Here is a 19888-nt window from a genome sequence, read left to right on the forward strand (position 1 = left end):
AGAACGCTTTCTGGTGCTTTTAACGTGAGACTTTCCAGAAAAAAGGGCGCCCCCGGGAGGGGGCGACCACGGTTAGCCCAGCGGGGTGAGTGTGATCTCAACGCGACGGTTTTGCGCTTTGCCGGCTTCGGTGCTGTTGGTGGCAACCGGGTTATCCGGGCCTGCCCCCTGCGTACGCAGGCGATCGCTGGCCACGCCCTGCACGATCAGCGCGCTGGCGACACTTTCAGCACGCTGCTGAGAGAGACGCATATTCAGCGCACGGGTGCCGGTGCTGTCGGTGTAACCCACGACGTTTACCGCCGTTTTTGGATACTCTTTCAGCACCATTGCAACACCGGTCAGGGTGTTTGCGCCTGCGGGTTTCAGATTGCTGCTGCTGGAGTCGAAGGTGACATTGTTAGGCATGTTCAGGACGATGTTATCGCCATTACGGGTCACGCTGACGCCGGTGCCGCGCATCTTGTCACGCAGTTTCGCTTCCTGCACGTCCATGTAGTAGCCCACGCCACCGCCCAGTGCCGCACCGCTTGCGGCACCAATCAGGGCACCTTTACGGCGATCTTTCTTCGACGATGAAAGCACGCCGACACCGGCACCCACTAATGCGCCCAGGCCCGCGCCTACGCCTGACTTACCCGCCTGTGATTCACCGGTGTAAGGATTGGTGGTGCAGCCAGGCAGGGCCAGGCTGCCGCTCAGTAACAGGGTGATCGCGATTAATTTCTTCTGCATTTTTGTTCCCTTACAGTCGAGACACAGGGGAAAACCTTCCCCATAAGTGGCACGATTATGCCGCCTGTGGAACAGGGATGTATGAGGAAAAATCCTGATTTATGAAGAATCAGCGGGTAATGGCATCAGGATGGCAGAAACAGTTGCTCTGATGATCGTTTATCAGCCCGCAGGCCTGCATAAAGGAATAGCAGATTGTCGGGCCGATGAATTTAAAACCACGCTGCTTTAATGCCTTTGAGAGCGCAATGGCCTGCTCTGACGTGGTGGGGGCCAGGCTGTAGTCGGGATAATGGTGAACGATTTGCACGTTATCGACAAATTGCCAGACGAACTGGCTGAAATCCTCACCTTTCGCCTCCATTTCCAGGTAAGCGCGGGCATTCGCGATAATGGCGGCGATTTTGCCGGGATGGCGGATAATGCCGCTGTTCAGCAGCAACCGGTCGATCGCTGACGCGTCCATCTGCGCAATCGCCTGCGGATCAAACTGGTGAAACGCCGCGCGATAATTTTCCCGCTTTTTCAGCACGGTGATCCAGGAGAGTCCCGCCTGCTGTCCTTCCAGACAGAGCATCTCAAACAGCGCACGCTTGTCTCTCTGCGCCACCCCCCATTCCCTGTCGTGATAAGCCAGATAGAGGGGATCCTGTGTTACCCAACCACATCGTTGCATCGCTTTGTTCCTTTTAACGAGAATATTTTAGCGGTCCGCTTGATCTTAAAATTAATCGGTTGATAGTTAAACGATCAGCGGTTAAATAACAGAGACAGCGCGAATTTTAATTACGACGCCGGATAATAACTTCAGCCCTGCCTGGAGAAGAGATGTCGCCGAAAAGCGGTTGGAAAGGTCTGAGAACCTGCTGTGCTGCATGGCTGTTAATCTTAATGGCACCGGCTTTTGCCCGGAGCGGCCTCTCTGCGCCGCCGCACGCCGACTTTCTGCCGGACTACGACACGATACTGGCAGAGAAGATCGCGCTGACGCCCCTCACCTTCAGTGACGAAAACCGCGCCCTGTTTGAAGCCGCCATTAACTCTCCCACCGCCTCACCCATCGCGCTGCACAGTGAAACCGGAAGCGCAGGCACCACCCCGCTGGGAAAACGCTACCGGGCTGGCGTGGAGATGCCTGTTGCGCCGTCGCTCACCACCGGGCCGGTGGCGCAGTATGCCGTCGATCCGCAACCCATAAACTGTCTGCAATGTGACTACAGCGATCAGCAGAGTCGCGAGCAGAGTGCCAGCGTCGGCTGGCGCATCGATTCGCAGCAGGGATGGATATCGCCCTGGGCGCAGCTCAGCTATCGCTATCTGCTGGCGGAGACGCCCCAGACTCCCCGCCGCGAGACGACGAACGGCCCGGATCAGAGCGAGGGCATCGACCTGAGTATCGGGGCGCAGCTGCCGCTGAACGACAATCTGGCGGCTTTCGCCTCATTTTCACAAAACGAAGCGCTGAATAATCAGGAACAGCAACTTTACAGCTTCGGCTTCAGCGCCAGCTTCTGAGCGGGGCATAAAAAGAGAAAGGCGGTCGGGCGTTTAAAATATAATGAGCCTGCTAATCATTATACTGGTAACACTATGCGCAACGATCTCACTCTTATTGGCCGCGAAATCGCGGTTTTTCTGCTGGCAGCGCTGTTTCTTGCCCTCACCATCGTTCCTGTCTACATCGACGTCGCCTGGATGAACGACGCACTGCATGAGACCTCATTCACCGAAACCACTCAGGAAGTGATGCTGGCGACCATCGCCACACTCTTTTTTATCGCGGCCCGACGCCGTCCCGATCAGCGCGGCGCGCTGACGCTGGTCGCCGGTTTTTACGCCTGTATGCTGATCCGTGAACTCGACTTCGTGTTTGATGCCATTCAGCATGGCAGCTGGGTCTGGTTTGCGCTGGCCGTCACCGCGGGCTCACTGGCCGTCGCGCTGCGCACGCCGAAAAAAAGCGTGCATGCGCTGGCTGCCCTGGTGCAGCACCGCAGCTGGCCGGTTATGGCCTCCGGCTTTTTAGTGGTGCTGGTCTTCTCCCGCCTGTTTGGTGTGCATGTGCTGTGGCAGCATCTGATGCTGGGGGATTACAACCGGGTGGTGAAAAACATGGCCGAAGAGGGGACTGAGCTGCTGGGATACAGCCTGTGCTGGCTCGCCTCGGTTCGCTATGTATGGCAGACCCGCCCTGCCGCTGCCGCCCTTACCGTGCGCGCACCGGAATCTGTACCGGCCCGCCATGCCACGTCGCCGGTGACCTCACACTGACCCGCACTCCTGCTTTTTAAGCGATCCCCTCCGTTAAAAAAGGTACAATAACCCCTTCTGCGCCGGCGACAGGTTCCCGGCGCAAGGTGTTCGTTAACCTCAGGTCTTTTCATGTCAGCTAAAATCTTAACTTCAACGCTCATTGGCCTGGATGCCTTCCGACAGGATCCGCTGACTGCCCTGCAGCAGGCGGAAAAGGGCACGCTGGCGGTGTTAGATAACTATGCGCCGGTGATGTATGCCATCACCCCGGCGCGTCTGGCCGAGCTGCTGGCGCTGGAAGCTGCCGCCCGGCAACCGAATGATGTGGCGCTGGATGACAGCCTGTATGACGATGCGCCCGCCGCGATCCACACACCGGCCGGGAAGTTCGCCATGTATCCGGGCTGGCAGCCGGATGCCGACTTTACGCGCCAGGCCGCGATCTGGGGCGTGGCGCTGGCTGAAGCCGTCACGCCGGGCGAGCTGGCGGCCTTTGTCGCCTACTGGCAGGCGGAAGGCCGGATGTTCCATCATGTCCAGTGGCAGCAGAAACTGGCGCGCAGCATCCAGATGAACCGCGCCGCAAATGGCGGGCAACCGAAGCGTGATATCACCCAGTTGCCCGATCCTGACCGTACCATTCCCGATGGTTTCCGAGGTGAATGATGAAAACGCCAAACGATCTCTTTAGCCGTCTGAAAAAAATGATGCCTGAAGGCACCCGCCCCAAATTTGCCAATGGCCAGGAGCTGCTGGCGTGGAATCAGGAGCAGGGTCGCCTGCGCTCAGAGGCGATAGTACGCGAGAACCGCGCCATGAAAATGCAGCGCGTGATGGGCCGTTCCGGCATTCGCGAACTGCATATCAACTGCTCGTTTGATAATTACCGGGTTGAGAATGAGGGCCAGCGTAAGGCGCTGGAGCTGGCACGGCAGTATGCCGCAGAATTTGACGGCAGCATCGCCAGCTTTGTCTTTTCAGGACGTCCCGGCACCGGTAAGAACCATCTGGCCGCGGCGATCGGCAATGACCTGATCCTGCGCGGCAAAAGCGTGCTGATCGTGACGGTCGCTGACCTGATGTCGAGCATGAAGGGTACCTTCAGCGGCAGCAGCGGCATTACCGAAGAGCGGCTGATTCAGGATCTGAGCAGTGTTGACCTGCTGGTGATCGATGAGATCGGTATGCAGAGCGAATCGCGCTATGAAAAAGTGATCATCAACCAGATCGTCGATCGCCGCTCCTCTTCCAAACGCCCGACCGGCATGTTATCGAACCTCGACCATGCCGGTATGAATGCCCTGCTGGGCGAGCGCGTGATGGATCGTATGCGGCTTGGCAACAGCCTGTGGGTGCGGTTTGACTGGGAAAGTTACCGCAGCCGGGTGCGCGGCGACGAATATTAATTCCTCCGCGCTGATGCCTCTTTCCGCAGGTGCGGCTCTCCTCCCGGGGCCGCACCGCTGCCCTCTCGTTCTCTCCCTCTTATCCGAAACGCGCACCGTTTCGCTTACCCGCCCGCCTGCAGCCGAGGGTTATCCCTGATAGCGAGGTTGTGTGAAACAGCACACAAAAGTGTCAGATCAACGTTTCTCACGGGCTGATACACTGAAATCTGTCTCCTCTGTTGGGTGGATCCGTGATGAAAACAAACGGCAAAGGCCCTGCACTCCTGCGACTGAACAATCAGAAACGGGTAATGGCCCGGTTACGTAAATTGCGCGTCACGTCGCGTCAGGATCTGGCGGAGGCACTGGAACTCAGTAAGAACACCGTCTCACTCATCATCGATGACCTGCTGGATCAGGGGCTGATTGAGGAGCTGGGACCGGTCAGCGTGGCGGCCGCCGGACGGCCTAAAATCGGCATCGCCCTGCGGCCGGAAAAGCTCAAGAGCGCGGGCATTATGGTGGAACGCAACGTCATCCACTGGCGGGTCTGCGACTACTTTTCGCAGGTACTGGCGGAACAGACGCTGCGCACCGATACCAGTAACCCGACCCGCCTGCTGGCGGAGCTGGCGATGCTCTGCCGGGAACTGACAGAGCGCTATCCCGATCTGCTTGGCTTCGGCCTTGGCTTTCCCGGCATCGTCGATCCCCGCCGGGGCTGGATGCATCTCTCCCTGCCGCTTGAATGGCAGGATGTTGACCTGCTGAGCACGCTGCGCAGACACGTTCGCCTGCCCATCCGCATCATGAACAATGTCAAAGCGGCGGCGCTGCTGGCCGTCGAGCAGCACGGACTCTCCGTGGAGAGCGGGCATTTTTATCTGCGGATTGCCGAGGGCATCGGCGGCGCACTGATCCAGCATGGCGACGTCTTTACCGGGCACAGCTGGACCGCGGGTGAGGCGGGACATCTGATCGTTCAGCCCGGCGGGCCACGTTGCAGCTGTGGCCGGCGCGGCTGTCTGGAGGCGCTGGTCAGCAAACCTGCCGTGAATCAGCTGCTGGCGCAGCATCAGCCTGGCCTGAGCTGGCAGAACCGCGACAGCGCGCCACGCGTGGTGGATACGGTGATGACCCAGGCGGGGGGCTATCTCGGTGCGGCGCTGAGTCAGATCATGCTGCTGCTGAACCCCGCCACCATCATCATTGATTGCCCGTGGAGCGCCAGCGAGCTTTTCTGCAAAGCGGTGCGCGACACGGCGCATGGCAACGCCTTCGCCTTTACCGCCACGCACACCCAGCTGCACTTCCCCACGACCCGGATTGATCCGGCGAACGGGCTGGCGCTGGCGGTGCTGGAGCAGAGTGAGCAGCGGGTGTGAGGCCGCAGAGACTCTCCCCTACAACACATTCTCCCCGTGATGCTGCCGGTACTCTTTCGGGGTGGTGTCGTAGCTTTTGCGGAAGACCGAGTAGAAATACTGCAACGAGGGGTAGCCGCACATCTGTGAGATCTCATTGATGTTAAGCGATGAAGACGCGAGCAGTTCGCGCGCTTTTTCCAGCTTTTCGCGGTGGATCATCGCATGAATGGTGTCGCCGGTTTCATCCCGGAAGCGTTTTTCCAGATTGGAGCGTGATAGCCCGACCGCATCCAGCACCTGCTCCACCTTGATCCCCTTGCAGGCATTAAAGCGGATGTAGTGCATTGCCTGAATCACCGCCGGGTCGCGCAGCGAGCGGAAGTCGGTCGAGCGGCGGGCGATCACTTTTACCGGCGGCACCAGAATGCGCTGAAGCGGCAGAGGCTGCTTATCCAGCAGCCGGTGCAGCAGCTTGGCCGCCTGATAGCCCATCTGCCGCGAGCCCTGCGCCACGGACGAGAGCGCCACGCGCGACAGATAGCGGGTCAGCTCCTCATTATCAATCCCGATCACCGTAAGCTTCTCCGGCACCGGAATTTTCAGATGTTCGCACGCCTGCAGCAGGTGCCGCGCCCGTGAGTCGGTGACGGCGATAATCCCGGTTTGCGGCGGCAGCGTCTGCAGCCAGTCGGCGAGCCGGTTCTGGGCGTGCTGCCAGTTGGCAGGCGCGGTTTCCATTCCCTGATAGACCACGCCCTGATAGCGCTCGCGCCCCACCAGCTGGCGAAACGCCTGTTCCCGCTCCTGCGCCCAGCGCTTGCCGCTGGAGGCCGGTAATCCATAAAAGGCAAAGCGGTTGATCCCCTTCTCTTTCAGGTGCAGAAAGGCTTTCTCTACCAGCGCGGCGTTGTCAGTGGCGATGTAGTGCACCGGCGGATAATCTTGCGGCCGGTGGTAGGAGCCTCCGACGCCCACTATCGGCACGGAGACATTCGACAGCAGGGTTTCGATGGAGCGATCGTCGTAATCGGCGATCACCCCATCTCCCAGCCATTCGCGGATGTTGTCGATGCGGCAGCGGAAATCTTCTTCGATGAAGATATCCCAGTCAGTCTGCGATGCCTGCAGATACTCCCCGACCCCCTCCACAACCTGGCGGTCATATACTTTGTTGGCGTTAAACAGCAGGGTAATGCGATAGCGTTTGTCATGCATGGTGGCGCGTTCCCTTAAATGCTCAGCGCATTGCATAGCACGGCTGACAGGGGCAAAAAAATTGTTTGCGCCACAATGTGATCGTCCGCGCGATTACACCCGACGCCGCGTGGCCGTATCCATCCACACCGCCAGCAGCAGAATCGCCCCTTTGACGATGTACTGCCAGAAGGTCGGCACATCCATCATGCTCATGCCGTTATCCAGCGATGCCATGATAAAGGCGCCCATCACCGCCCCGGCCACGGAACCGACGCCCCCGGCCAGACTGGTGCCGCCGATGACACAGGCGGCGATCGCGTCGAGTTCCGCGATGTTACCCGCCGACGGCGAGCCTGCGCCCAGCCGCGAACTGAGGATCAGTCCGGCGATCGCCACCATCACGCCGTTGATGGCAAACACCGCCAGCTTGGTGCGCGCCACGTTAATGCCCGAAAGGCGCGCAGCATCGATATTGCCGCCGATGGCGTAGATACGACGGCCAAAGGCGGTGCGGGTAGCCATAAACATACCCGCCAGCAACAGCATGACCAGCAGCAATACCGGCGTCGGCACGCCGCGATAGTCATTAAGTAACCAGATGGCCCCCAGCACCAGAATCGCGGTAATCGCCTGACGGCCCACCGTGCCGCTGGCCGCGCCCTGCGGCAGCCCGAGCTGCTGACGGCGCAGCCGCAGACGCCACTGCCACAGCATAAACAGCGCCAGACCGACAAAGCCAAAGCCGAAACCGACGCCGTCCGGCAGATAGCTCTGACCAATCTGCGACATTCCCGGCGTAATCGGCGCCACCGTGGTGCCGTCGGTAATCCCGACCAGGATGCCGCGGAACGCCAGCATCCCCGCCAGTGTGACGATAAACGACGGCACTTTGCGGTAAGCCACCCACCAGCCATTCCAGGTGCCGAGCAGCAGCCCCAACACCAGCGTCACAACGATAGTCAGCGGCAGCGGCCAGCCAAGCCAGACGTCGAATATCGCCGCGGCCCCGCCGAGCAGGCCCATCATCGAACCCACCGACAGGTCGATCTCCGCCGAGATAATCACGAACACCATGCCGACGGCCAGGATGCCGGTGATGGCGGTCTGACGCAGCAGGTTAGAGACGTTACGCGCACTGAGCCATGCGCCATCGGTGGTCCAGGTAAAGAACAGCGCAATCACGACAATCGCGCCCAGCATTACCAGCACCTGCAGGTCAGGCAGCGTGAACCTGCCCGGTGACGGTTTGCCCGGCGTGCCGGAGAGGCGGCTTTGGGTACTTTCACTTTTAAGCATAATGTTCACTCCGCAGGGCAGCTTCCATCACCTGCTCCTGAGTCAGGTTATCGTTAACTAAATCGGCTTTGATCTGCCCTTCATGCATCACCAGCACCCGATCGCTCAGGCCCAGCACTTCCGGCAGCTCAGACGAAATCACAATGACAGCGATCCCCTGCTGAACCAGCGCATTGATCAGCAGATAGATCTCCTGACGCGCGCCCACATCGATGCCGCGCGTCGGCTCATCCAGAATCAGGATTTTCGGGTTCAGCAGCAGGCATTTCGCCAGAATGGCTTTCTGCTGATTGCCGCCGCTTAGCCGGCCAATCGGCAGTTCTGACGAGGAGGTTTTGACCCGCAGCCGGCCGATCGCGTCGTTGATGGCCTGCTGCTCCTGCGCTTCATCCAGGGTCGAGAGCCGATGGCTGAACTGATCCAGCGCCGCCAGGGTAATATTTTTGCCCACCGCCATCAGCGGCACGATGCCATCCTTTTTGCGATCTTCCGGCACCATTGCGATGCCGTGCGCAATCGCAGCGCGGCAGTCGGTGATGCTGACCTGTTGACCATTGATCCAGATGTCGCCCTGCCAGCGGCCCGGCCAGACACCAAACAGACACTGCACCGTTTCGGTTCGGCCCGCGCCCACCAGCCCGGCGATGCCGAGGATTTCACCGCGTCGCAGCGTAAAAGAGACGTTGTTGACGCGGCGGATATGGCGGTTGACGGGATGCCAGGCGGTGAGGTTTTCCACCTTCAGCACCGGGTCGCCGATCTCATGCGGTGCATGCGGATAGAGCGCGGTCAGCTCGCGGCCGACCATCATGGTGATGATGTCATCTTCGCTCATGCCCGCCGCCGGACGGGTGGCAATGTGCTGACCGTCGCGGATAACGCAGATGGTGTCGGAGATTGCCTTCACCTCATTCAGCTTGTGCGAAATGTAGATGCAGGCGATGCCGTGTTCACGCAGATTGCGGATGATACCGAGCAGCACCTCCGTCTCCTGCTCGGTCAGGGAGGAGGTCGGCTCATCCAGAATCAGCAGCCGGACCTGTTTGTTAAGGGCGCGGGCAATCTCCACCAGCTGCTGCTGGCCCAGACCTAACTCCCCCACGCGGGTGGCAGGAGAGACGTTAAGCCCGACCCGTGACAGCAGCTGCTGGCAGCGCAGGGTCATGGTTTCATCATCCACCATGCCGAACCGGCTCAGTTCGGCACCGAGGAAGATGTTCTCCATCACCGTCAGTTGCCGCACCAGCGCCAGCTCCTGATGAATGATCACGATGCCTTTACGCTCGGTATCGCGAATCGTCTGTGCCTGAATTTCGTCGCCAGAGAAGTGGATCTGCCCCTCGAAATCGCCGTGCGGATAGAGTCCGCACAGGATTTTCATCAGGGTCGATTTGCCTGAACCATTCTCACCGCACAGCGACATCACTTCGCCCGCCTCCAGGTGCAGGCTGACATCATTCAGCGCTTTCACGGCACCGAAACGCTTGGTGATGTTTTTCATTTCCAGCAGCATCGACTGTTCTCCCTCACGCTTTGCGCGGTCAGAGTTCGCTCTGTTTGTGGAAACCGTCTTTCACCACGGTGCTTTCGATATTGTCTTTGTTAACCGGAATCGGCTTCAGCAGCCGCGACGGCACATCTTTCAGGCCGTTGTTCAGCGTGCTGTTGCTGGCGGGTGTTTTGCCATCGCCCAGCTCGACCGCGATTTTCGCCGCTTCGGTCGCCAGCTCGGTGATCGGCTTGTAAACGGTCATGGTCTGGGTGCCCGCTTTGATGCGCTTAATCGCCGCCAGATCGGCATCCTGGCCGGAGATGGCCACTTTCCCGGCCAGTCCCTGCGCGCTCAGCGCCTGAATCGCTCCCCCGGCGGTGGCATCGTTGGAGGCGACCACCGCATCGATATGGTTACCATTGGCGGTCAGGGCATTTTCCATAATCTTCAGCGCATTTTCCGGCAGCCAGGCATCGACCCACTGATCGCCAACAATTTTGATGCTGCCGTTATCGATATAGGGTTTTAACACTTTCATCTGTCCGGCGCGGAACAGGCGGGCGTTATTATCCACCGGCGATCCGCCCATTAAAAAATAGTTGCCCTTAGGCACCTGTTTCACAATGCTTTCGGCCTGCAGTTCACCCACTTTTTCATTATCGAAAGAGATATAAAAATCGATATCGGCATTATTTATCATGCGATCATAGGCCAGCACTTTAATGCCTTCCCGCTTCGCTTCTGCGACGACGTTACTCAGCACCTGACCGTTGTAAGGAATAATGACCAGCACATCGACACCGCGATTGATCATATTTTCAATCTGCGACATCTGGGTTTCTTCATTGCCGTTCGCAGACTGAACAAACACCTGAGCGCCCTGCGACTCGGCCTGTTTTACAAAGATATCGCGATCTTTCTGCCAGCGCTCCAGGCGCAAATCATCAATTGCCATGCCGATCTTCACTTCTTTCGCCAGGCTGGTCTGGCTGAACAGCGCCAGCGCCGCACAGGCAGCAAACAGTGCATGTTTCATCTTCATTGTGATCATCCTGTAGGTTGAGGCTATTTTCGTTTCAGGCCGATAAACCAGGCGGATGAATTGTTGCCCTTATTTCTGAATGACAGCAATTACTGATTTTTATCCGGCTATTACGTTTTTTGGTTTATTTGTTTTTTTATGAGCGCGATCGGATTTTCATCCTTTTCGGAGAAACCATGCCGCGCGCGACGCTCCGCGTGGAATAGCCTTATTTTGCGAGCCAGCGCACAAATAATAATTATCTGAAACCCGGAGTGAAATATCGTAATTGAGCTGAGTCAGTCACCCATATCAAATATGGCTTCAACGCAGACCATTCGGGTACTGATGCTAAGGAGCAAACCATGCACGCTTATTTCGATCAGATCGATCGGGTTCGTTATGAAGGTCCCCAGTCGACGCATCCTCTCGCTTTCCGCCATTACAATCCTGATGAGGTGATCCTCGGCAAGACCATGGCGGAACATCTGCGCTTTGCCGCCTGCTACTGGCACACCTTCTGCTGGAACGGCGCGGATATGTTTGGTGTCGGCGCCTTTGATCGTCCCTGGCAGAAAAGCGGCGATGCATTGCAGCTGGCAAAGCAGAAGGCGGATGTGGCCTTTGAGTTCTTCCACAAGCTGAATGTGCCCTGGTACTGCTTCCACGACGTGGACGTCTCACCGGAAGGAGATTCGCTGCAAAGCTACAAAGAAAACTTTGCTGCCATGACCGATAAGCTGCTGGAGAAACAGCAGGAGACCGGCGTGAAACTGTTGTGGGGCACCGCTAACTGCTTTACCCATCCGCGCTATGGCGCAGGCGCGGCGACCAACCCCGATCCGGCTGTCTTTGCCTGGGCAGCGACGCAGGTCTGCAGCGCCATGCAGGCGACGAAAACGCTGGGTGGCGAAAACTATGTGCTGTGGGGGGGACGTGAAGGGTATGAAACGCTGCTGAATACCGATCTGCGTCAGGAGCGCGAGCAGATTGGCCGCTTTATGCAGATGGTCGTCGAGCATAAACATAAAATCGGCTTCCAGGGCACGCTGCTGATCGAACCGAAACCGCAGGAGCCGACCAAACATCAGTATGACTACGATGTCGCCACGGTTTATGGCTTCCTGAAACAGTTCGGGCTGGAGAAAGAGATCAAGGTGAACGTGGAGGCGAACCACGCCACGCTGGCCGGTCACTCCTTCCATCACGAAATTGCCACCGCCATTGCGCTGGGCATTTTCGGTTCGGTGGATGCGAACCGTGGCGATCCGCAGTGTGGCTGGGACACCGATCAGTTCCCGGTCAGCGTGGAAGAGAACGCGCTGGTGATGTATGAAATCCTTAAAGCGGGCGGCTTTACCACCGGCGGTTTAAACTTTGATGCCAAAGTGCGTCGTCAGAGCACCGACAAATATGATCTCTTCTACGGTCATATCGGGGCAATGGATACAATGGCGCTGGCGCTGAAGGTGGCGGCGCGCATGATCAGCGACGGCGAGCTGGATAAGCGTGTGGCGCAGCGCTACAGCGGCTGGAATAGTGAGTTCGGCCAGCAAATTCTGAAAGGCGAGTTTTCCCTCGACGCGCTGGCGGCGCACGCTCAGCAGCAGCAGCTCAATCCGCAGCATCAGAGCGGGCGTCAGGAGCAGCTGGAAAATCTGGTGAATCACTATCTGTTTGATTTCTGAACCTTCAGGAGCGGAGCATGTATATCGGGATCGATTTAGGCACCTCTGGCGTCAAAGTGGTGCTGATGGATGCACAGGGCAACGTGGTGGCGACAGAAACCTCGCCGCTGCAGGTTTCGCGTCCACACCCCCTGTGGAGCGAGCAGGATCCCGAAAGCTGGTGGCAGGCGCTGGATCAGGCGATGCAGGCGCTGAGCGCACAGCAGGATCTGGATGCCGTGCAGGCCATAGGGCTGAGCGGACAGATGCATGGAGCGACGCTGCTCGACAGCGCAAACCAGGTCTTACGCCCGGCCATGCTCTGGAATGATGGACGCAGTAAGGCGCAGTGCCGTGAGCTGGAGCAGAAGGTGCCGGATTCACGGGCGATCACCGGTAACCTGATGATGCCCGGCTTCACGGCCCCCAAAATGCTGTGGGTGCAGCAGCATGAACCGGCCATCTTCCGTCAGATCGCGCACGTGCTGCTGCCCAAGGATTACCTGCGCTGGCGGATGAGTGGCGACTTCGCTACGGATATGTCAGATGCCGCAGGCACGATGTGGCTGGATGTGGCGCAGCGTGACTGGAGCGATGTGATGCTGCACGCCTGCGATCTCAGTCGTGACCAGATGCCGCAACTCTATGAGGGCAATGCCCTGACCGGCACCTTACATGCTGACCTGGCGATACGCTGGAAGATGAACGCGGTGCCGCTGGCCGCTGGCGGGGGCGACAATGCCGCCGGTGCCGTGGGCGTCGGCATGACCGAACCCGGCCAGGGGATGCTGTCGCTGGGCACCTCCGGCGTCTATTTTGTGGTGAGCGACGGCTATCTCAGCAATCCGCAGCAGGCTGTTCACAGCTTCTGTCACGCGCTGCCGCAGCGCTGGCATCTGATGTCGGTGATGCTGAGTGCAGCCTCCTGTCTGGACTGGGCCGCGACGCTGACCGGCTGCCGGGATGTGCCTGAGCTGCTGGATGAAGCCGCGCGGGCGCGTGATGACGTGCCGCCACTCTGGTTTCTGCCCTATCTTTCCGGTGAACGCACGCCGCACAACAATCCCAACGCCCTCGGCGCCTTCTTTGGTTTTACCCACCAGCATGGTCGTCCCGAGCTGGCGCGGTCGGTGCTGGAGGGGGTCGGCTTTGCGCTGGCGCAGGGCATGGATGTGCTGCATGAGTGTGGCGTTCAGCCGGAGAGCATTATGCTGATCGGCGGCGGGGCGCGCAGTGCGCTGTGGCGTCAGATGCTGGCGGATATCAGCGGCCAGACGCTGGATTACTGTCATGGCGGCGAGGTTGGCCCGGCACTGGGCGCGGCCAGGCTGGCCCAGCAGGCGCTGGATGCCGGCGTCACCGTCCCGACACCGGTGCGGGTGCAGCGGCATCAGCCGGATCCCGGCAGAATGGCGGAGTACCGCTCACGCCGGGAAACCTTTGCAATCCTCTATCGGCAGCTCCTGCCGCTGATGAACTGATCGTGCCTGCCCGGCGCACGCTGAGCAGCATCAGAAAGCCCTGATGGCCGGGAGAGCGATCCCCCGGCCACCGTCTGTCAGCCAATCGCGCCCAGCGTATCTTCCTGACCCTGCTTCTTCGGCAGCAGGAACAGCGTCGCCACAATATCCAGCAGATAAATCAGCGCCAGCAGGGTAATCGCCGCCGTGAACGAAAACTGACTGGCCAGCAGCCCTATCACCACCGGCCCAAAGCCGCCCACGCCACGACCCAGGTTGAACAGGACATTCTGCGCGGTGGCCCGCACCTGCGGCGGGAAGGTATCGGAAATCAGCGCACCGTAGCCGCCGATCATGCCGTTAACGAACATCCCCATGATCGCGCCGGTCACCAGCATAATGGTGGGATCGCGCAGCTGGGCGTAGACCACCACCATCACCACGGCACCAAACTGGTAGAGCAGGAAGATTTTCCAGCGCGCAAAGCGGTCGGCCAGCACGCCAAACAGCCAGATGCCAAAGGTCATGCCGACGACGGTGACCGCCGTCCAGAGACCCGATTTGGTCAGGCTGAAGCCAAAGCTGGAGGAGAGGTAGCTCGGCATCCAGATCATCAGCCCGTAGTAGCCAAAGTTCTGCACGGAACAGAGAATAAAAATGCCGAGGCTGGCTTTGGCGGTGGTGCGATCGCGCACCAGCAGCTTCAGGCGCGCCGGGAAAGAGAGCGATGGCACCTGCTTGACCTGACGCTGATACGCTTCCGGCTCGCCCATGCCGCGGCGGATAGTAAACGAGACCAGCGCCGGCAGCAGCCCGACCAGGAACATGCCGCGCCAGCCGATAAGCGTCAGCAGCGGCGGCGTGATAAAGGCCGCCATCAGCACGCCGAGCTGCCAGCCAATGCCGACCCACGCTGACGCGCGATTGCGCTTCTCCACCGGCCAGGCTTCGGCAATCAGCGCCATGCCGATACCAAACTCGCCGCCCAGTCCGACGCCCGCCAGCGTGCGCCAGGCGAGCAGATCCCAGTAGCCCTGCGCCACCGCGCACAGACCGGTGAAGACAGAAAAGACCAGAATCGTGACGGTGAGCATACGGATGCGGCCAAAACGGTCGCTGAGATGACCAAACACGATGCCACCGATTACCGCGCCAATCAGCGTCCAGGTCACCAGCGATCCCGCCTGTGAGGGGTTGAGCGCCAGCGAAACGGAGATAGCCGGCAGCATAAAGCCGAGTATCAGCAGGTCGAATCCATCCATGGCATAACCACTGACCGCAGCCAGCATCGCTTTGCCGGGCGTGACGCCTGGCTTAGATTGGGGAGAAGGGGACATCTTTGCGCACCTCAGAGAGAAAAGTGCCGCAATTATAAAGAGTGTTCAGGGTGTGACCAATTGAAAAGGCTTATCCCTGCGCCGGGCAGGCACAGGGTAAGCGGGATCAGGAAGGGCGGTTGCTGCCGTCGTCACCCGACAGCAGTTCGTCGAGTCGGTCACCGCCAACGTGGCGGAAATCCTGACCTTTGACGAAATAGAAGATGATTTCGCAGATGTTCTGGCAGCGATCGCCGATGCGCTCAATCGCACGGGCGCAGAACAGCGCCGTCAGCACGCTGGGAATGGTGCGGGGATCTTCCATCATGTAGGTCATCAGCTGACGCACAATGCCCTCATACTCTTTATCCACCTTTTTATCTTCACGGTAGATAGTGATCGCCTCATTGAGATCCATGCGGGCAAAGGCGTCCAGCACATCATGCAGCATCTGTACGGTGTGGCGGCCCAGCGACTCCAGGCTGACCAGCAGCGGCAGATGCTGCTGACCAAACTTCTCCAGCGCCGTGCGGCTGATCTTCTCTGCCACGTCACCAATGCGCTCCAGCTCAGAGATGGTTTTGATGATCGCCATCACCAGCCGCAGATCGATTGCGGTTGGCTGACGTTTGGCGATGATGCGCACGCAGGCTTCATCAATCTCCACCTCCATCATGTTGACCTTCTGGTCACCGTCGATCACCCGCTGCGCCAGCTCGCCGTCCAGGTTGTGCATCGCGGTAATCGCGTCGGTCAGCTGCTGCTCGACCATCCCGCCCATGATCATCACCTGAGTGCGGATATGCTCCAGCTCGGCATTGAACTGACCGGAGATGTGTTTGTTCAGATTCAGATTATCCATGTCGATCTCCTGTCAGATCAGCCGTAGCGGCCGGTAATGTAGTCTTCAGTCTGCTTCTGCGCCGGTTTGGTAAACAGCGTGTCGGTGTCGCTGAACTCAATCAGCTCGCCCAGATACATAAAGGCCGTATGGTCAGAGCAACGTGCCGCCTGCTGCATGTTGTGCGTCACGATCACCACGGTGTAGTCCTGTTTCAGCTCGGTGATCAGCTCCTCGATACGCCCCGTCGAGATCGGGTCCAGCGCCGAGCAGGGCTCATCGAGCAGTAACACTTCCGGGCGAATCGCGATGCCGCGCGCAATGCAGAGACGCTGCTGCTGACCGCCGGAGAGACTGTAACCGCTCTGATGCAGCTTGTCTTTGGTTTCATTCCACAGTGCCGCTTTGGTCAGCGCCCACTGCACGCGCTCATCCATATCGGCACGTGACAGCTTTTCAAACAGGCGCACGCCAAAGGCGATGTTGTCATAGATCGACATCGGGAACGGGGTCGGCTTCTGAAAGACCATGCCGACGCGGGCGCGCAGCAGCGCAATATCCTGCTGGGCCGTCAGAATATTTTCGCCATCCAGCAGAATGTCCCCTTCGGCCCGCTGCTCAGGATAGAGGGAGTACATTTTGTTAAAGGTACGCAGCAGGGTCGATTTACCGCAGCCCGATGGCCCGATAAATGCCGTCACCTGATTCTTAGCGATATCCAGGTTGATGTTCTTCAGCGCATGAAACTTACCGTAATAGAAGTTCAGATTACGGACCTGAATTTTATCGGCTGATGCCGTCGCGATACTCATCATTCATCTCTCTTATACGGCGCCGCAGCGGGCCGCGCCGGAAGTTAACCGTGTTTGCCTTTGGCGAAAATCACCCGCGCGACAATGTTCAGCAGCAGCACGCACAGGGTAATAATCAGCACGCCCGCCCAGGCCAGGCTCTGCCATTCGGCGAACGGGCTCATGGCGAACTTAAAGATGGTGACCGGCAGGTTGGCCAGCGGCTGCATCATGTCCGTGCTCCAGAACTGATTCGAGAGCGCGGTAAACAGCAGCGGTGCCGTTTCCCCGGCGATGCGGGCGATGGCCAGCAGCACGCCAGTGATGATGCCGGAGACGGACGCCTTCAGGGTGATGGCCGAGATCATCTTCCACTTCGGCGTGCCCAGGGCGTAAGCCGCTTCACGCATGCTGTCTGGCACCAGACGCAGCATGTTTTCGGTGGTACGGATCACAATCGGCACCTGCAGCAGCGCCAGCGCTATCACCCCGGCCCAGCCGGAGAAGTGCTGCATCTGCGACACCACAAGGGTGTAGACGAACAGGCCGACCACAATCGACGGTGCCGACAGCAGAATGTCGTTAATGAAGCGGATCACCTCTGACAGGGCCGACTTGCGCCCATATTCCGCCAGATAGATACCGGCCAGAATCCCCAGCGGCGTGCCAAAGAAGGTTGACCAGAAAATCAGTAATCCACTCCCGGCCAGGGCATTCGCCAGCCCGCCGCCCGCGGTGTTCGGTGGCGGGGTCGATTCGGTAAACAGGGACCAGGAGAGGCCATCCACGCCGCGGGAAACCGTGGTAAAGAGGATCCACACCAGCCAGAACAGGCCAAACGCCATGGTCAGCAGCGACAGCGTCAGCGCGATCTTATTTTTGGTGCTGCGCCAGGACTGCATTTTACGGCGTGAAGCGTCCAGTTCGGCACGCGCCTGAATTTCAATCGTGGTCATGAGCGCGCTCCTTCACTTTTCGCCAGACGCATAATCATCAGCTTGGAAATCGCCAGAACGATAAAGGTAATCACAAACAGGATCAGCCCCAGCTCCATCAGCGCGGCAACATGCACACCCGACTCCGCCTCCGCAAACTCGTTGGCCAGCGCCGAGGTAATGCTGTTACCCGGCATAAACAGCGACGGACTGTCGAGCTGGTAGGTGTTGCCGATAATAAAGGTGACCGCCATGGTCTCACCCAGTGCACGACCCAGTCCCAGCATGATGCCGCCAATCACGCCATTTTTGGTAAACGGCAGGACGATGCGCCAGATCACTTCCCAGGTGGTGCAGCCGATGCCGTAGGCGGACTCTTTCATCATGACCGGCGTCTGCTCAAAGACGTCGCGCATCACGGAGGCGATGTAAGGGATGATCATGATGGCCAGAATCACCCCCGCCGCGAGAATACCGATACCGAAAGCGGGGCCGGAGAAGAGCGCGCCGACAATCGGAATGCCTGACATGACGTCGTTGACCGGCGTCTGAAAATATTCGGCAAACAGCGGGGCGAAAACAAACAGGCCCCACATGCCATAAACGATGCTCGGAATCGCCGCCAGCAGCTCAATAGCGGTGCCCAGCGGACGACGCAGCCAGCCGGGTGCGAGTTCAGTCAGGAACAGCGCGATACCAAAACTGACCGGCACGGCGATAATCAGCGCGATAAGGGAGGTCACCAGCGTGCCGTAGATCGGCACCAGAGCACCAAATTCTTCATTGGGCGCATCCCAGGTTTTGGTCCACAAAAAGGCGAAACCAAACTTCTGGATGCTGGGCCACGAGGAGATGATCAGGGAGACGATAATGCCGCCCATCAGTAACAGGACAATCAGCGCAGCCAGCCGGACCAGTGCACCGAAAATTTTGTCACCCTGTTTGCCTGGGGCTTTGAAAGCCGGCTTCGTTGCAGCCATAGAAGTCTCAGTCTTCAGAGGTTATCGGGGCGGCATGACGCCGCCCGTTGGGTCTGACCGGACGGTAGTCCGGTCAGGGTCGGTCAATTACTGATAAAGCGCTTTACCAGAACTGTCTTTGATATTGGCTTTCCAGGCGGCACGGATCTGTTCGGTTACGCTCGCAGGCAGCGCAGCATAATCCAGCGCGGTAGCGGTTTTGCCGCCGCTTTTGTAAGCCCAGTCGAAGAACTTCAGCACTTCAGCGCCTTTGGCCGCATTCGCCTGATCTTTGTAGATCAGAATGAAGGTGGTGGAGGAGATAGGCCAGGCATCTGCGCCCTTCTGGAAGGTCAGGTCCTGGGCAAATGATTTGCTCCAGTCAGCGCCTTTCGCAGCATTGCTGAAGCTGGTTTCGCTTGGCGCGACCGCTTTGCCATCGGCATCCATCAGTTTGGTGTAGGTCAGGTTATTCTGTTTGGCGTAGGCATATTCCACGTAGCCGATTGAACCCGGCAGACGCTGAACAAAGGCGGCGACACCGTCGTTGCCTTTCCCGCCCAGACCGACCGGCCAGTTAACGGTGTTCCCTTTACCGATTTTGCTGTTCCACTCCGGGTTCACCTTCGCCAGATAGCTGGTGAAGACGAACGAGGTGCCTGAACCATCCGCGCGGCGTACCACGTTGATGTTGGTCTCTGGCAGTTTTACGCCCGGGTTAAGTCTGGCAATCGCCGGGTCGTTCCATTTTTTGATGGTGCCAAGGTAGATATCACCGACGGTTTTGCCATCCAGCGTCAGCTGGCCTGACTTGATGCCTGGCAGGTTAACCGCCAGTACCACGCCACCGATGACGGTCGGGAACTGGAACAGGCCATTTTTCTGCAGATCTTCCTCTTTCATAGGCGCATCGGACGCACCGAAATCCACGGTTTTGGCGATGATCTGTTTGACACCACCGGATGAACCGATGCCCTGGTAGTTAATTTTGCTACCGGTGGCTTGCTGATATTCTGCTGCCCACTTGGCATAAACCGGTGCCGGGAATGTCCCGCCAGCGCCCGTGAGATCGGTGGCCGCAAAAGCAGATACCGCGCTGACGGCGAAGGTGGTGGCAAGAATTCGGGCTACGGTGCTACGCATCAGTGTCATGTTCCCTCCAGGGGAGAA

Annotated in this window: 19 protein-coding genes; 7 read left to right on the plus strand and 12 right to left on the minus strand. The window is 58.9% G+C overall.

The window, feature by feature from the left end:
* Positions 1-72: 72 nt before the first annotated feature.
* Together FJW00_RS10555 and FJW00_RS10560 are read right to left on the minus strand one after the other, a co-directional pair.
* Positions 73-735 (minus strand): OmpA family lipoprotein, encoded by a 663-nt coding sequence (locus tag FJW00_RS10555; RefSeq protein ID WP_009088249.1) that lies wholly within the window; start codon positions 733-735, stop codon positions 73-75.
* Between the two features lie 109 nt (positions 736-844).
* Entirely contained in the window at positions 845-1411 is a 567-nt protein-coding gene (locus FJW00_RS10560) for a DNA-3-methyladenine glycosylase I (RefSeq protein ID WP_140923995.1), read from the minus strand.
* A gap of 152 nt (positions 1412-1563) precedes the next feature.
* On the opposite strand from FJW00_RS10560, the gene FJW00_RS10565 reads away from it, so the two are divergent.
* The 5 genes from FJW00_RS10565 (at position 1564) to FJW00_RS10585 (ending at position 5761) form a co-directional block, all read left to right on the plus strand.
* Positions 1564-2250 carry an autotransporter gene (locus FJW00_RS10565; protein ID WP_111208012.1) on the plus strand — a complete coding sequence of 229 codons (687 nt, stop codon included), beginning with the start codon at positions 1564-1566 and terminating at the stop codon, positions 2248-2250.
* 75 nt (positions 2251-2325) lie between these two features.
* The gene (locus FJW00_RS10570) at positions 2326-3006 is read left to right on the plus strand and encodes a hypothetical protein (protein ID WP_140923998.1); all 681 of its coding nucleotides are present in this window, start codon (positions 2326-2328) and stop codon (positions 3004-3006) included.
* 111 nt (positions 3007-3117) lie between these two features.
* Entirely contained in the window at positions 3118-3654 is a 537-nt protein-coding gene (gene dnaT, locus FJW00_RS10575) for a primosomal protein DnaT (protein WP_009088241.1), read from the plus strand.
* Positions 3654-4394 carry a replicative helicase loader DnaC gene (gene dnaC / locus FJW00_RS10580; protein WP_009088239.1) on the plus strand — a complete coding sequence of 247 codons (741 nt, stop codon included), beginning with the start codon at positions 3654-3656 and terminating at the stop codon, positions 4392-4394. Before dnaT ends, dnaC begins: the two co-directional genes overlap by 1 nt.
* 236 nt (positions 4395-4630) lie before the next feature.
* A complete protein-coding gene (locus FJW00_RS10585) occupies positions 4631-5761 on the plus strand; it encodes an ROK family transcriptional regulator (protein ID WP_140924000.1) in 1131 nt (376 codons plus the stop codon).
* Positions 5762-5779: 18 nt separating this feature from the next.
* On the opposite strand, the gene xylR is transcribed toward FJW00_RS10585, so the two are convergent.
* From xylR to xylF, 4 genes are all read right to left on the minus strand, one after another.
* Entirely contained in the window at positions 5780-6958 is a 1179-nt protein-coding gene (gene xylR, locus FJW00_RS10590) for a D-xylose utilization transcriptional activator XylR (RefSeq protein ID WP_009088236.1), read from the minus strand.
* A 93-nt stretch (positions 6959-7051) separates the two neighbouring features.
* Positions 7052-8236 carry a xylose ABC transporter permease XylH gene (gene xylH / locus FJW00_RS10595; protein WP_140924002.1) on the minus strand — a complete coding sequence of 395 codons (1185 nt, stop codon included), beginning with the start codon at positions 8234-8236 and terminating at the stop codon, positions 7052-7054.
* Positions 8229-9749 carry a xylose ABC transporter ATP-binding protein gene (locus FJW00_RS10600; protein ID WP_140924004.1) on the minus strand — a complete coding sequence of 507 codons (1521 nt, stop codon included), beginning with the start codon at positions 9747-9749 and terminating at the stop codon, positions 8229-8231. The genes xylH and FJW00_RS10600 overlap by 8 nt, the downstream gene beginning before the upstream one ends.
* A gap of 28 nt (positions 9750-9777) precedes the next feature.
* On the minus strand, positions 9778-10770 hold the full coding sequence (xylF, locus tag FJW00_RS10605; RefSeq protein ID WP_009088231.1) for a D-xylose ABC transporter substrate-binding protein: 993 nt from the start codon (positions 10768-10770) through the stop codon (positions 9778-9780).
* A 344-nt stretch (positions 10771-11114) separates the two neighbouring features.
* Between xylF and xylA the strand changes: the two genes are divergently transcribed.
* Positions 11115-12437, plus strand: a complete 1323-nt coding sequence (gene xylA / locus FJW00_RS10615; RefSeq protein WP_140924006.1) for a xylose isomerase — start codon at positions 11115-11117, stop codon at positions 12435-12437.
* Between the two features lie 17 nt (positions 12438-12454).
* Entirely contained in the window at positions 12455-13897 is a 1443-nt protein-coding gene (xylB, locus tag FJW00_RS10620; protein WP_140924008.1) for a xylulokinase, read from the plus strand.
* Between the two features lie 77 nt (positions 13898-13974).
* On the opposite strand, the gene FJW00_RS10625 is transcribed toward xylB, so the two are convergent.
* From FJW00_RS10625 to pstS, 6 genes are all read right to left on the minus strand, one after another.
* The gene (locus tag FJW00_RS10625) at positions 13975-15213 is read right to left on the minus strand and encodes an MFS transporter (protein WP_140924010.1); all 1239 of its coding nucleotides are present in this window, start codon (positions 15211-15213) and stop codon (positions 13975-13977) included.
* 106 nt (positions 15214-15319) lie between these two features.
* Positions 15320-16054, minus strand: a complete 735-nt coding sequence (phoU, locus tag FJW00_RS10630; RefSeq protein ID WP_009088225.1) for a phosphate signaling complex protein PhoU — start codon at positions 16052-16054, stop codon at positions 15320-15322.
* Positions 16055-16071: 17 nt separating this feature from the next.
* Complete coding sequence (gene pstB, locus FJW00_RS10635; protein ID WP_009088223.1) at positions 16072-16845, minus strand: phosphate ABC transporter ATP-binding protein PstB; 774 nt, start codon at positions 16843-16845, stop codon at positions 16072-16074.
* A 44-nt stretch (positions 16846-16889) separates the two neighbouring features.
* A complete protein-coding gene (gene pstA / locus FJW00_RS10640) occupies positions 16890-17780 on the minus strand; it encodes a phosphate ABC transporter permease PstA (RefSeq protein WP_009088221.1) in 891 nt (296 codons plus the stop codon).
* Positions 17777-18739 (minus strand): phosphate ABC transporter permease PstC, encoded by a 963-nt coding sequence (gene pstC / locus FJW00_RS10645; RefSeq protein ID WP_009088219.1) that lies wholly within the window; start codon positions 18737-18739, stop codon positions 17777-17779. The genes pstA and pstC overlap by 4 nt, the downstream gene beginning before the upstream one ends.
* Positions 18740-18826: 87 nt before the next feature.
* Positions 18827-19870 carry a phosphate ABC transporter substrate-binding protein PstS gene (pstS, locus tag FJW00_RS10650; RefSeq protein WP_140924012.1) on the minus strand — a complete coding sequence of 348 codons (1044 nt, stop codon included), beginning with the start codon at positions 19868-19870 and terminating at the stop codon, positions 18827-18829.
* Positions 19871-19888 lie beyond the last annotated feature (18 nt).

Source organism: Pantoea anthophila (genome assembly GCF_006494375.1).
Classification (GTDB): Bacteria; Pseudomonadota; Gammaproteobacteria; order Enterobacterales; family Enterobacteriaceae; genus Pantoea; species Pantoea anthophila.

Coding starts and splice junctions, on each gene's coding strand:
- FJW00_RS10555 (WP_009088249.1), bottom strand. CDS start 735: ATGCAGAAGAAATTAATCGCGATCACCCTGTTACTGAGCGGCAGCCTG.
- FJW00_RS10560 (WP_140923995.1), bottom strand. CDS start 1,411: ATGCAACGATGTGGTTGGGTAACACAGGATCCCCTCTATCTGGCTTAT.
- FJW00_RS10565 (WP_111208012.1), top strand. CDS start 1,564: ATGTCGCCGAAAAGCGGTTGGAAAGGTCTGAGAACCTGCTGTGCTGCA.
- FJW00_RS10570 (WP_140923998.1), top strand. CDS start 2,326: ATGCGCAACGATCTCACTCTTATTGGCCGCGAAATCGCGGTTTTTCTG.
- dnaT (WP_009088241.1), top strand. CDS start 3,118: ATGTCAGCTAAAATCTTAACTTCAACGCTCATTGGCCTGGATGCCTTC.
- dnaC (WP_009088239.1), top strand. CDS start 3,654: ATGAAAACGCCAAACGATCTCTTTAGCCGTCTGAAAAAAATGATGCCT.
- FJW00_RS10585 (WP_140924000.1), top strand. CDS start 4,631: ATGAAAACAAACGGCAAAGGCCCTGCACTCCTGCGACTGAACAATCAG.
- xylR (WP_009088236.1), bottom strand. CDS start 6,958: ATGCATGACAAACGCTATCGCATTACCCTGCTGTTTAACGCCAACAAA.
- xylH (WP_140924002.1), bottom strand. CDS start 8,236: ATGCTTAAAAGTGAAAGTACCCAAAGCCGCCTCTCCGGCACGCCGGGC.
- FJW00_RS10600 (WP_140924004.1), bottom strand. CDS start 9,749: ATGCTGCTGGAAATGAAAAACATCACCAAGCGTTTCGGTGCCGTGAAA.
- xylF (WP_009088231.1), bottom strand. CDS start 10,770: ATGAAGATGAAACATGCACTGTTTGCTGCCTGTGCGGCGCTGGCGCTG.
- xylA (WP_140924006.1), top strand. CDS start 11,115: ATGCACGCTTATTTCGATCAGATCGATCGGGTTCGTTATGAAGGTCCC.
- xylB (WP_140924008.1), top strand. CDS start 12,455: ATGTATATCGGGATCGATTTAGGCACCTCTGGCGTCAAAGTGGTGCTG.
- FJW00_RS10625 (WP_140924010.1), bottom strand. CDS start 15,213: ATGTCCCCTTCTCCCCAATCTAAGCCAGGCGTCACGCCCGGCAAAGCG.
- phoU (WP_009088225.1), bottom strand. CDS start 16,054: ATGGATAATCTGAATCTGAACAAACACATCTCCGGTCAGTTCAATGCC.
- pstB (WP_009088223.1), bottom strand. CDS start 16,845: ATGAGTATCGCGACGGCATCAGCCGATAAAATTCAGGTCCGTAATCTG.
- pstA (WP_009088221.1), bottom strand. CDS start 17,780: ATGACCACGATTGAAATTCAGGCGCGTGCCGAACTGGACGCTTCACGC.
- pstC (WP_009088219.1), bottom strand. CDS start 18,739: ATGGCTGCAACGAAGCCGGCTTTCAAAGCCCCAGGCAAACAGGGTGAC.
- pstS (WP_140924012.1), bottom strand. CDS start 19,870: ATGACACTGATGCGTAGCACCGTAGCCCGAATTCTTGCCACCACCTTC.